At 64.6% G+C, this 12,002-nt stretch carries 9 protein-coding genes; 5 read left to right on the forward strand and 4 right to left on the reverse strand.

The window, feature by feature from the left end; genetic code table 11:
- Positions 1–176 precede the first annotated feature (176 nt).
- Positions 177–1,073, forward strand: a complete 897-nt coding sequence (gene ppk2 / locus IAU67_RS01410; protein ID WP_151842554.1) for a polyphosphate kinase 2 — start codon at positions 177–179, stop codon at positions 1,071–1,073.
- On the opposite strand, the gene IAU67_RS01415 is transcribed toward ppk2, so the two are convergent.
- From IAU67_RS01415 to IAU67_RS01430, 4 genes are all read right to left on the reverse strand, one after another.
- Positions 1,070–5,086 carry a Pls/PosA family non-ribosomal peptide synthetase gene (locus IAU67_RS01415; RefSeq protein WP_151842553.1) on the reverse strand — a complete coding sequence of 1,339 codons (4,017 nt, stop codon included), beginning with the start codon at positions 5,084–5,086 and terminating at the stop codon, positions 1,070–1,072. The genes ppk2 and IAU67_RS01415 overlap by 4 nt on opposite strands.
- 9 nt (positions 5,087–5,095) lie before the next feature.
- Entirely contained in the window at positions 5,096–5,548 is a 453-nt protein-coding gene (locus IAU67_RS01420) for a MarR family winged helix-turn-helix transcriptional regulator (protein WP_151842552.1), read from the reverse strand.
- 99 nt (positions 5,549–5,647) lie between these two features.
- Positions 5,648–5,953 (reverse strand): rhodanese-like domain-containing protein, encoded by a 306-nt coding sequence (locus IAU67_RS01425; RefSeq protein ID WP_151842551.1) that lies wholly within the window; start codon positions 5,951–5,953, stop codon positions 5,648–5,650.
- A gap of 122 nt (positions 5,954–6,075) precedes the next feature.
- On the reverse strand, positions 6,076–6,549 hold the full coding sequence (locus IAU67_RS01430) for an inorganic diphosphatase (RefSeq protein ID WP_151842550.1): 474 nt from the start codon (positions 6,547–6,549) through the stop codon (positions 6,076–6,078).
- 31 nt (positions 6,550–6,580) lie between these two features.
- Between IAU67_RS01430 and dacB the strand changes: the two genes are divergently transcribed.
- The 4 genes from dacB to ftsH all read left to right on the forward strand — a co-directional run bounded on the left by dacB (position 6,581) and on the right by ftsH (position 11,976).
- Positions 6,581–7,915, forward strand: a complete 1,335-nt coding sequence (gene dacB, locus IAU67_RS01435; protein ID WP_151842549.1) for a D-alanyl-D-alanine carboxypeptidase/D-alanyl-D-alanine endopeptidase — start codon at positions 6,581–6,583, stop codon at positions 7,913–7,915.
- Positions 7,912–8,931, forward strand: a complete 1,020-nt coding sequence (gene tilS / locus IAU67_RS01440) for a tRNA lysidine(34) synthetase TilS (protein WP_151842548.1) — start codon at positions 7,912–7,914, stop codon at positions 8,929–8,931. Before dacB ends, tilS begins: the two co-directional genes overlap by 4 nt.
- A gap of 50 nt (positions 8,932–8,981) precedes the next feature.
- Positions 8,982–9,587 carry a hypoxanthine phosphoribosyltransferase gene (gene hpt, locus IAU67_RS01445; protein ID WP_151842547.1) on the forward strand — a complete coding sequence of 202 codons (606 nt, stop codon included), beginning with the start codon at positions 8,982–8,984 and terminating at the stop codon, positions 9,585–9,587.
- 79 nt (positions 9,588–9,666) lie between these two features.
- Positions 9,667–11,976 (forward strand): ATP-dependent zinc metalloprotease FtsH, encoded by a 2,310-nt coding sequence (gene ftsH, locus IAU67_RS01450; protein ID WP_151842546.1) that lies wholly within the window; start codon positions 9,667–9,669, stop codon positions 11,974–11,976.
- The last annotated feature ends 26 nt before the right edge of the window (positions 11,977–12,002 follow it).

Below are 12,002 nucleotides of genomic sequence, written 5' to 3' on the forward strand. Positions count from 1 at the left end.
CTTCATCGCTGATAGACAGCCTGTACACCCCGCCTGCACCCCTGCAGGCGGGGTGTTTTGGTGCATGCTGGGCGTCGGATAATTAAGGAATAAACAACCACGCGTAACATAGGGGGTAGAGAGCACGAATCCCTCCGCTCGTCTTAATTCATCGAGGGACCAACAGGAGAAATGCGATGGCAGAACACAACGAGGATTTCCACATTGTCGACCTTGCGGCCACCGAAGGCTACATCGTTGATGATTCCGACGAAGACGATCCCGTCCTCATCACCCCGGATGGTCACCGCGTGGACACCTGGCGTGACGACTACCCCTACCCGGAGCGCATGAGCCGTGACGAGTACGAATCCACGAAGCGCGCTCTGCAGATCGAGCTGCTGAAGTGGCAGAACTGGACCAAGGACACGGGTCAGAAGCACATCATCCTGTTCGAAGGCCGCGATGCAGCCGGTAAGGGTGGAACGATCAAGCGTTTCAATGAGCACCTGAATCCTCGTGGTGCCCGCACCGTGGCGCTGGAGAAGCCGTCCGAGCGCGAGTCTACGTCCTGGTACTTCCAGCGCTACATCCAGCACTTCCCGGCCGGTGGTGAGATCGTCTTCTTCGACCGCTCCTGGTACAACCGCTCCGGCGTGGAGCGCGTGATGGGCTTCTGCACCGAGTCTCAGCACGCGGAGTTCCTGCGTGAGGTTCCGATGTTGGAGAACATGCTGATGGGCTCGGGTATTTCCCTGACGAAGCTGTGGTTCTCCGTGACCCGCAAGGAGCAGCGCACGCGTTTCGCGATCCGCCAGGTGGATCCTGTGCGTCAGTGGAAGCTGTCTCCAATGGACTTGGCGTCCTTGGATAAGTGGGATGATTACACCCGCGCCAAGGAGGAGCAGTTCCGCTACACGGATACGAACGAGTCTCCGTGGATCACGATCAAGTCCAATGACAAGAAGCGTGCCCGCATCAACGCGATGCGTTACGTGCTCAGCAAGTTCGAGTACACCGGCAAGGATCACAGCGTGGTCGGCGAGCCGGATCCGCTGATTGTGAAGCGCGGCCGCGACCAGATTGGCGATTAATCTCGCCGGATTTCGATGGGGTTTCCGTGCCAGCGTGTGTTCGCTGGCACGTGGTCGCCGCGCATGACGAGTGATGCGGGCCCCACGGACGTTGTCCGTCCTATATCCGACGCCGGGAGTGCGACCGAATGCGGTCCCAGCGTGGATCCGGCGCGTAATACGACGGTGTCTAGGCTCATGATCCGATCGTGGAATAGGTGAGTCTGGACCACGCAGCCGGGGCCGACGGTGGCGCCGTCTTCGATAACGACGAGGTCCGCTTCGGGCAGCCAGTAGGTGTCCAGCCAGGCTCCGCGCCCGATGCGTGCGCCGAGTGCCCGCAGGAAGACGTTCAGTGATCCGGTTCCGTGGGTGTGCGCCAGGAACCAGGGGCCGGCGACAGTTTCCACGAATTGGTCTTGGAGCTCGTTGAGCCACACGAAGCGGGACCAGAGCTCGTGTTCGCCGGGGCGAATGCGGCCCACGCAGAGCCATTTCATGGCCACGGTGAGTGTGGCGGCGGCGAAGCCGGCCAGGATCAGGACCAGCGCTCCCCAGAGGGGGAGCCACACGAGGCTGATGGGTCCAGCCAGGAGCTGGTATTGGATCGCGGCGATGACGCACGCGGCGATGACGGCGCTGGTCATGGGGGCCAGCAGACGCAAGGTTTCCACCGCACCGCGGGCAGCTTTGACGCGCCGGCTGGGGTTGTAGGTGCGGCCTTCGTGGGTGTCCGCCTCCACGGTGCGGCGGAGGCGCTCGGGTGGGGAGCCCAGCCAGTTGGACCCGGCCTTAGTTTTCTTCGGGGTGGAGGACAGGACCGCCACCAGGGAGTTCTTTTTGAGGTTGCGCTCCGGCCCGGCGATGCCGGAGTTGCCGAGGAAGGAGCGCTTGCCCACGCGGGTGGTGCCGGTGCGCATCCAGCCGCGGCCGCCGAGTTCGTAGCCTCCCACCATGGTGTCGTCGGCGAGGAAGGCGCCGTCGCGCACGTCGGCGAAGGTGGGGACCATCACGGCGGTGGAGATTTCGGCGTCCCGGCCGATCTTCGCGCCGAGGGAGCGGAACCACCAGGGGGTTAGCTGCGCGGCATACAGGGGGAAGAGTTGTGTGCGGGCAGCGTCCATGAGGCGTTCGATGAACCAGACGCGCCAGCCGCTAAAGCTGCGTACTGGAATGACGCCGGGGGCCAGCCCGATGGACAGGACTCGGACAAGTATCCAGGTCAGGGCGGTGTAGGTGGCGAAGATGACCAGGCCGCCGAGTGCGGATAGTGGCACGAGGAGCGCCAGGATAGTCCAGCCGCTGTGCGTGTGCTGCAGCGTGGCACCCTGCATCGAGAGGCTCAGCGCCCACAGGACGAACACAATCCCTACCGCCAGGGACAGCAGCGGCAGGATGGACAGCACCACCGCGCCGAGGGCATAGCCCGCGCGCCACAGAGGTTTGCGCGGGGGAGCCTCGGAGGGGAAGGTGCCCTTGGCTTTGCCGACCTTCTTGGCGGGGGATCCGGCCCAGCGGGCGCCGGACTTCACTTTTTTGGCGCCGGTGACACACGAGCCGGCGTCGATATGGGCATTGGACGCAATGGTGGTGCCCGGCAGGAGCGTCGAGCGCGCACCCACGGTGGCCCCGTCGCCGATGACGATGTGGCCCAGGTGCAACGTGTCGCCCTCCACCCAGTATCCGGACAGATCCACCTCGGGCTCTACAGAGGAGTAGTTGCCCAGGGTCAGCATGCCGGTGACGGGCGGCAGGGTATGCAGTTGCACGCCTCGGCCCACGTCGGCGCCCAGCCAGCGAGCGAAGGTGGTGATCCAGCTAGCGCCGGAGACGTCGCGCGCGCCGGAAGTATCGGCCACGCGCTCGGCGGCCCAGAGACGCAGGTGGGTGGCGCCGCCGCGCGGATAATCGCCGGGTTGCACGCCGGCGAGGAGCCCGCGGATGAGCAGCGCGGCCAGGGGCATGCGGCCCAGCGGGGTGGCGAAAATGAGGAACAGTGCCAGGACCAGCCATCCGTTGACGGGCACCACGATCTGGCTGAGGAATGGCCAGGGATCGCCGGGGCTCGGTTGGTCGGGTTGGCCCGTCAGGCCCAGGATGCCGTGGAGCGCCCAGTTGCCGAACAGGATCCAGGTGATCCACTGCAGTGCGCCGAGCATCATCGCAGGCACCTGGATGAGCGCCTGGGCCAGCCGCGTGGTCCAGCGCACGCGCGGCACGGGACCTTGGTGTGCGGGGGAGTTGTGGCTGGGCTGCGCGTGCTGATCCTGCCGCGCCTGCTCGGCCACCTCCGCCACCCGGGCGCTGAACGCCGCCAGGCGGGAGTGGTCGTACAGGTCGCGGACGGAGACGCTCGGTACGGTGCTCCGCAGCCGGGCGATCATGGTGGCCGCGGACAGGGACGTGCCGCCGAGTGAGAAAAAGTCCTGGTCAGGGTTGGTGACCTCGAGGCCCAGCGCGTCCGACCATAGGCGAGCGATCCGTTCTTGCTCGCTGTCGTCGAAGTGGGTGTCCTCCGCCCCGGAGGCGGGCAGCGGCCAGGGCAGGGCCTTTTTGTCTACCTTCCCGGAGGTGGTGACGGGCAGCGAGTCCAGCGCGCACAGCCGTGGCACCATCGCCGCGGGAAGGCTGGCGCGCAGGTGGGTGAGGGCGGCGTCCAGGTCGAAGTCCGCGGCGGTGCCGTGTTCGGGGGAGACGTAGCCCACTAGGACCTTGTCGCCGCCGCCGGTAGTCTGCACCACCACTGACCCGCTGCGCACGTTGTCCAGGGCGCTTAGGGCTGCGTCCACTTCGCCCAGCTCGATGCGCCGCCCACCGATCTTGACTTGGTCATCGATGCGGCCCACGAAGTACAGCCCGTCCTCCTCGAGGCGGACGTGGTCGCCGGAGCGGTAGGCACGCTCCCATCCCAGCGTGTCCATGGGTGCGAACTTTTCCGCGTCCTTGGCGGGGTCCAGGTAGCGGGCCAGACCCACGCCGCCGATGACCAATTCGCCGACCTCGCCGTAGTTCACGGGGTTGCCGTCCTGATCGACGACGCCCAAGTCCCAGCCCCGCAACGGCAACCCAATGGAGACAGAGCCGCGCCCGTCCATGGTGGTGCCGCACGCCACGACGGTGGCTTCGGTGGGTCCGTAGGTGTTCCAGAGTTCTCGGGAGGGGGTGGCAAGCCGCCCGGCGAGTTCGTCGGGGCAGGCTTCGCCGCCAAAGATGAGGAGGCGGACGGCGTCCAGGGCTTCGTCGGGCCAGAGGCTGGCGAGGGTAGGGACGGTGGAGATGGCGGTGATGTTATGGGAGATCAGCCAGGGGCCTAAGTCCACGCCGGAGCGCACGAGGGCGCGGGGTGCGGGGACCAGGCAGGCGCCGTGGCGCCAGGCGAGCCACATTTCTTCGCAGGAGGCGTCGAAGGCAACGGACAGTCCGGCGAGGACGCGGTCGCCGGGGCCGAGCGGGCCGCTGGGGTGGTTCACCAGGAACAGCTCGGCTTCGGCGTCCACGAAGGCGGCGGCGTTGCGGTGGGTGACGGCCACGCCTTTGGGGGTTCCGGTGGAGCCGGAGGTGAAGATGATCCAAGCGTCGGAGTCAGTGGTGGGGCCGGTGAGGGCTGTATCGTCAGCGGAGTCGTGGACGTTCGCCTCCGGGTCCGTGCCTGTGACGGTGAGCCCGTTGTGGTCACACAGTGCATCCACTTGGGCTTCGCCGAACACCAGGTCGGCGCGTTCTTGGGGGTCGTCGGCGTCCACGGGGACATAGGCGGCGCCGGCGTGCAGGGTAGCCAGGATGGCGATATAAAGTTCCCGGCTTCCCGACGGCATGCGTATGCCTACCCGGTCACCGCGGCGGATGCCTTGGCTAGCCAGTTTGCTGCTGAGGGCGTGGACGTCCCGGAGGAGTTCGGAGTAGGTGAGCACGCCGTTGCCATCGTCGAGCGCGGCGGCGTCGGGGTACGTGTCCGCGGTGGCGCGGAAGATGTCAACGAGGGTGCGGGGTTCAGGAGCTTCTGAGGAACGCAGATAGTGCGCGGGAATATCCACAGTCAGGGCTTACTCGTCAATCACGTCGGTGGCGATGATGGAGTGGGCGAGCTTCCTTAAGTGCTTGAGCTGCTTGGATGTGGAGTCATCCAGGGCCTTGTCCTCGGCGGAGGTGACGACCGGTAAGAGGGCATTGAAAGCCTTCTCGCCCTTCTTGGTGATGGAGATGATTTGCCGGCGGCGGTCTTGAGGGTCCTTGATCCTTTTGGCGAGGTGACGTTTTTCCAGGGAGTCCACCAGGCGGACCATGTCAGAGCGGTCGATTCCTAGGATATCGCCGAGTGTTGCCTGGCTGGCGGCGTCGCCATCAACGAGGCAGCAGAGGATCCAGTATTCGCGGAGGTTGTACCCGTGTTCGTCCAGGGCGGTTTCGACAAACTCGCGGGTCCGTCGGCGAAGGCGTTCCAGTTGGAAGCTGGGGGAGGAGAGCAGATCCTTGGGCAGTGGGTACGTCTCTGGCATAGCTCTAGCCTAGCGCCGGGTACAGGGGATTGTCTAATTATTGAGATTTCCCACTATTATTTTTGGGTGTAACCGCTTTTCGCCTTTTTGGCACCGTGGCTAGCGGTTGTCCACGATGGCCAGACCGGCGTCGCGCCACCCGGAGGTGCCGTTGAGGACGTTGATGGAGTCGATGCCGTTGAGCTCGAGCCACTGGCAGGCGCGTGCGGAGCGTCCGCCGGACAAGCAGATGATGTAGATGTCTTCGTTCAAGTCCAGCTCCCCGTAGCGGCTTTGGAGCTCGGTGAGGGGGATGTTGGTGGCGCCTTCGGCATGCCATTGCGCGAACTCATCGGCTTCGCGAACATCGATCAGCTGTGCGTTGGCTGGGACATCGGTGGGTTCTACAGATTCAAACTCGCTCATGGCTCTCCACTATAGGGAAGGCGCACAAACGCCGCAGCGAGAGCCTCGTTCGTGAAGCTCTCGCTGCGGCGTTGCATGAGATAAGCCCGTCAGGGCTCTCCGCGGAGCGTTCTTTACGCTCTTTACTTGTAGCGATCCTTTGCTTCTTCCAGGATCTTTTCGGCCTCAGCCTTGTTGCCCCAGCCAGAGCCGGTGACTTCCTTGTTAGGCTCCAGGTCCTTGTAGTGGACGAAGAAGTGCTCGATCTCGTCCAGGGTGAACTTGTTGACGTCCTCGATGTCCTGGTAGTTCTCGAAGCGTGGGTCGTCCAGCACGCACAGGAGCTTGTCGTCGCCGCCGGCTTCGTCGGTCATCTTGAACACTCCCACGGGGCGTGCCTTGACGATCACGCCGGGGAACACTGGTTCTGGGAGGATGACCAGCGCGTCCAGTGGGTCGCCGTCCTCGCCCAGGGTGTGGTCGATGAAGCCGTAGTCGGCTGGGTATGCCATGGGGGTGAACAGGTAGCGGTCCAGGTAGACCTTGCCGGTTTCGTGGTCCACTTCGTACTTGTTGCGGGAGCCCTTGGGGATTTCAATGGTTACTTCAATGCTCATGGTGTTCCATTCTATTGCTAGTGTGGGGGAGATGAAAAGCAGGAAGACTGTGTGGCGCTGGTTGGCTGTTTTGTCCGTCCTTGTGCTTGTGGTGTGTGGTGCCGTTGCGGGGGCGTGGTGGTGGACTACGCAGCATACGTTCAGCGTTGCACGCCCTGCCGCCGTGTCCGAGGCGTCTGCGTCCTTCCTTTCCCCCGACGCCCAGTCTGCGTCCCCCAACATCTCTGCCGCTGTGCAGGGCTTTTCTGATGATCCGGCGTTGGGGGAGCTGTCTGCTCACGTGACGGATGCTGTGACGGGGCAGGTGCTGTGGGAGAAGAATGCTGAGTCTTTTCTGGTGCCGGCGTCCGTTACGAAGCTGGTGACTGCCGGGGCGGCGCTGAGCGTGTTGCCGTCTGATGCGGTGGTGACCACCCGGGTGGTGGAGGAGGCTCCGGGGCGGCTGGTGCTGGTCGGCGGGGGTGATGTGACGCTGACGGACAAGCCGGGTGGGGGCTTCTACACGGATGCCGCGAGTGTGCAGGACTTGGCTGACCAGGTGGCGACGGCCTTGCAGGGGCGCACGGTGACGTCGATCCGGGTGGACAACTCCATCCGTGAGGGTTCTGTGTTTAATGACACGTGGGATCCCGAGGATGTGGAGGGGGGAAATGTGGCAGATGTGGACTCGGTGATGCTGGACGGCGGCCGGGTGGATCCATCGGATTCTTATTCGCCGCGCTCGTCCTCGCCCGCGGAGGATGTGGCCCGCAGCTTGGCAGCCCAGCTGGGAGCTGAGGACGCGCAGATTTCTGTGGACGATCGGCCGGCTGCCGCGGAGGCGCAGGAGCTGGGGTCGGTGACGTCGGCACCGCTGGAGGTGCGGGTGCGGGACATGCTGGTGCACTCGGACAACGTGCTGGCGGAGGCCATTGGCCGCGAGGTTGCTGAGGCCCGCGGCCTACCCCACACCTTCGAGGGCGCTACCCGCGCCACCATCGAGACCTTGACCGACGAGGGCCTGTCCATGGACGGGGTGGTGTTGAAGGACAACTCCGGCATGAGTGAGAAGAACCGCCTGAACGCCCGGGTGCTGGATTCTCTGCTGGCCTCGGAGAAGTTCCGCCCACTGCTGGACGCGCTTCCGGTCTCCTCCGTGGAGGGGACCCTGTCCCACCGCTACGAGGAAGGCTCCGGAGCCGAAGCCTCTGCGGGGTATGTCCGCGCGAAAACCGGCACGCTGGACGGGGTGAACGCCCTGGCGGGCACCGTGATGACGGAAGAGGGGCGCCCGCTGACGTTTGCTTTCCTCTCGAATGACTCTTCTCCCGACGAGGCGCGGCCGGCCCTCGACCGGCTGGCGAACGCCCTGCACACCGCCGCATGAGCCTGCACTCACAGTTCCGCCGCTGGCTCCGCGAGTTGCCGCCCGAGGCACAGCTGAGCCAGGCAGCAGACGTGGTGGTGGGACTCTCCGGCGGCGCTGATTCCCTCGCGCTCACGCGCGCCGCGGTGCGCGTGGGGCTAAGCGTCCACGCGGTGGTGGTAGACCACCAGCTTCAAGCCGACAGTGGGGCCGTGGCGCGCCGCGCCGCGGAGCAGGCCACGCACCTGGGCGCGGCCAGCGCCCACGTGGTGGCCTGCGACGTAGACGGCACCACCGAGGGGGCGGCGCGCCACGCGCGCTACCAGGCCCTCGGCCACGCGGCAGCGCAGCTGGGGAAGGCCGCGCTCCCGGTGCTGGTGGCACACACCGCCCGGGATGACGCCGAAGGCGTGATCCTGGGCCTCATCCGCGGCTCCGGGGCAGCGTCCCTAGCAGGCATGCGGCCCGTGTCCTTCGATCACCCCGTGGTGGACGCAGGGGCCGCCTGGTTGGGGAGGCCCCTGCTGACCGTCACCCGAGAGATGACGGAACAGGAATGCGTGCACGCCGGCTTGAGCGTCTACGAGGACCCCCACAACTCGTCGGCGGACTATCTGCGCTCGCGCGTGCGCACGGAACTCTTTCCCGTCCTCAACCGCATCGCGGGCCAGGACGTATCCGCAAACCTCTCCCGGACCGCGCGCCTGCTGCGCCAGGACGAAGACGCCCTGACTCAGCAGGCATGCCAGATCGTGCCGAGCCTGCTCAGCCCCGACGGCGAACGGCTCGATTGTAAGGGAGTGATGGCGGTGGAGGGTGCGCTTCGGCGTCGGATAATCAAACAATGGCTAAGCCCCACGGCGGGCGCGTTGACCAGCACACATCTAGAAAGAATCGAACAATTGGTGGTCAACTACACTGGCCAAGGCGCAGTGTCTGTCCCGTGGCCTACAATGGACGGACACGCGCCAGATCACGCGCGACTTGCTGTGGCACGAGTCACGGGCTATCTCACGATAATCCACGAACCGCGCTAGAGATTTTTAAGAACAAGAACACAACAACCCATCTAGGGAGAAAACACACCATGTCGGACCAGCCCCGCAGCGCAGGACACAGCGACAAGGACTCCAACGTCCCAGCAAACGCCTACGGCGATGATATTGAGAGCGTGCTGATCACGGAGGAAGAACTCCAGACGCGCATCCAGGAGATGGCGGACCGGCTCTCCGAGCGTTTCAAGGACGAGGACGAAGACCTGATCCTGCTGTGCGTCCTCAAGGGTGCCGTGTTCTTCATTACTGACTTCGCCCGGGCGATGAACATCCCCACGCAGATCGAGTTCATGGCCGTCTCCTCCTACGGTAACTCCACCCGCTCCTCCGGCGTGGTGCGCATTCTGAAGGATCTGGATCGCGAAATCGCGGGGCGCAACGTCATCATCGTGGAGGACATCATCGATTCCGGCCTGACCCTGTCCTGGCTGCTGCGGAACCTGAAGAACCGCCAGCCGAAGAGCCTGGGCGTGGTGTCCTTGCTGCGTAAGGCGGAAGCGGTGAAGGTGGACATCGAGCTGGAAGATCTGGGCTTCGACATCCCGAATGAATTCGTGGTGGGCTACGGCCTGGACTTCGCCGAGCGTTACCGCGACGTGCCGTTTATCGGTACACTGCGCCCAAGTGTGTATGAATAAGCGCGCCGTGCGCCGCTGAGCGCACATAACCATTGCCCACTCCCTATTTGATGACACATCGTTCATTACGACAGGAACTATGGAAAAGAAAAAGGCCCTCCGGATCGCCGGCATCGTAGCGCTGGTATTGGTTGCGATTTACGCCTTTGGCCTGCTCACGGACAACACCCGGGGCTATGACAAGGTGGAGACCTCCATTGCGTTGCAGCAGCTGGATTCCAAGAACGTCAAGGAAGCCCAGATCAACGACCGTGAGCAAGAGGTGCAGCTGGAGCTGAAGGAACCCATCACGGTTGAGGGTAAGGAGGGGATCCAGAAGATCATCTCCCAGTACCCGGCACGCGCGTCCCAGGATGTGTTCACGGCGGTGAAGGGCTCCGAGGCGGAGAAGTTCAACACGAAGGTCACGCAGGATAGCTTCCTGATGTCCCTGTTGACGATGCTGCTGCCGGTGCTGTTGATGTTCGGCCTGCTGATCTTCCTGTTCACCCGCATGCAGGGCGGCGGGGGCGGCGGCATGAGCCCGTTCAAGATGGGCAAGTCCCGCCACAAGCAGCTGAACAAGGACAACCCGGAGAACACGTTCGACGACGTGGCCGGCGCCGACGAGGCCGTGGAGGAACTGGACGAGATCCGCGATTTCCTGTCCGACCCGTCCCGCTATGAAAAGCTGGGCGCGAAGATCCCGAAGGGCGTGCTGCTGTATGGCCCTCCGGGAACGGGTAAAACGCTGCTGGCACGCGCCGTGGCCGGGGAGGCCGGCGTTCCGTTCTTCAGCATCTCCGGTTCCGACTTCGTGGAGATGTTCGTGGGTGTGGGTGCCTCCCGCGTCCGTGACCTGTTCAAGGAGGCGAAGGAAAATGCGCCGTGCATTATCTTCGTCGATGAGATCGACGCCGTCGGCCGTCAACGCGGCTCCGGCATGGGTGGCGGCCACGACGAGCGTGAACAGACGCTGAACCAGCTGCTGGTGGAGATGGACGGCTTTGGCGACCGCGAGGGCGTGATCATCATGGCCGCCACGAACCGTCCGGACATTCTAGATCCTGCGCTGCTGCGTCCGGGCCGCTTTGACCGTCAGATCCCGGTCACGAACCCGGACCTGGCGGGACGCGAGCAGATCCTGCGCGTCCATGCGCAGGGCAAGCCGTTGGCCTCCGATGTGGATTTGAAGTCCCTGGCGAAGCGCACCGCGGGTATGTCCGGAGCGGACCTGGAGAACGTGCTGAACGAGGCGGCGCTGCTGACCGCGCGCGTGGACGGCAACGTGATTACGGGCGATGCGTTGGAGGAAGCCACGGACCGCGTGGTGGGTGGGCCGCGGCGCTCCTCCACGATCATCTCCGAGCATGAGAAGAAGGTCACCGCCTACCACGAGGGTGGTCACACCTTGGCGGCGTGGGCCATGAAGGACATTGACCGGGTGTACAAGGTCACGATCCTGGCCCGCGGGCGCACGGGTGGTCACGCGATGACCGCCGGTGACGACGATAAGGGCATGTACAACCGCTCGGAGCTGTTCGCCCGCCTGGTGTTCGCCATGGGCGGCCGCGCGGCCGAGGAATTGGTGTTCGGCAATCCCACGACGGGCGCGTCGGCGGATATTGAGATGGCCACGAACATCGCGCGCGCGATGGTGACCGAGTACGGCATGAGCCCGCGCATCGGTGCGGTGAAGTTCGGTAAGGACGAGGGCGATCCGTTCAGCGGCCGTGGCGGCGGATCCAGCTCGGCGCCGTCCCCGGAGGTCGCGGCGATCATTGATGAAGAGATGCGCATGCTCATGGACAAGGCGCAGAAGATCGCCTACGAGGTCTTGAGTGAGAACCGTTCCTACCTGGATCGGTTGGCGGAGAAGCTGCTGGAGAAGGAAACGCTGCGCCGCCCAGACCTGGAGGCAATCTTTGGTGACCTGGAGCCTCGGGAGGTGCGCGACATTTTCCCTGGCCAGGACATCGACCGTCCGAAGGATTACCGCGAGCCGGTGAAGACTCCGGTGGAGCTTGCCCGCGAGCGTGGCGAGGAGCCGCCGAAGCGCAACGACTTCTTCTCTGCGGCGCGTAAGGCGCGGATGGAGCGGCGGAAGAAGGCGCAGGAGGAGCACCTGCGTGGTGCTGCTCCGGAGCAGACGTCCCAGCCGCAGGGTCAGGCTGCTCCGCAGGGTCCGGAGCGTGGCTTCCAGCTTCCGGAGCACGAGCGCCCGGATAACCCGTGGACCTCGGACGACGCGCCGACCCGCCAGATCCCAGCGCAGCCGGAGACCCCGGCGCAGCCGAAGAACGCGGAGCAGCCGAAGAACGCGGAGCAGAGCAGCGGTGGGCGCCATCATAAGGAGCAGCCTTCGGATAATCCTTATGAGCGCTACCCGCTGGATGAGAACGACAAGTAGCACCCTTTTTTGAAGAATCGATTGTA

Origin of the sequence: Corynebacterium zhongnanshanii, from assembly GCF_014490575.1 — a bacterium.
In the GTDB taxonomy this organism is placed as follows: domain Bacteria; phylum Actinomycetota; class Actinomycetes; order Mycobacteriales; family Mycobacteriaceae; genus Corynebacterium; species Corynebacterium zhongnanshanii.